1 protein-coding gene is annotated in these 268 nt (G+C 60.4%); it reads right to left on the reverse strand.

Features of this window, described 5'->3' with window-relative positions:
* Nucleotides 1-250: hypothetical protein (locus SB764_RS40775; RefSeq protein ID WP_410866866.1), on the reverse strand; the 250-nt coding region annotated here is incomplete at its 3' end.
* Nucleotides 251-268: the final 18 nt, after the last annotated feature.

Consider the following 268-nt stretch of genomic DNA (forward strand, 5'->3'; position numbering starts at 1 on the left):
GCTCCGCCTCGGCGCGGTCGGGATGATCGTCTTCGCCGGCGATGGCCAGCGCCGCGATTGCGACCGCATTCAAGGCAAGGAGAAGTCCGAGAATTATGGACGGCGCCAAATAAGGGTCGCCGCCGAAGTCGTCGGGGCTGTGCTTCGATGCGACTCCTGCATTCGTCGACGTGAAGGCGATGAGTGCGATGCCGGCAATGAGCAGACCGAAGACGACGATCTTGCCGATGGTCGGATTCTTCAACTCCATGATTCGATTGTGTCACCG

The sequence above is a fragment of the Paraburkholderia sp. SIMBA_027 genome, assembly GCF_046535315.1.
GTDB lineage: Bacteria > Pseudomonadota > Gammaproteobacteria > Burkholderiales > Burkholderiaceae > Paraburkholderia > Paraburkholderia tropica.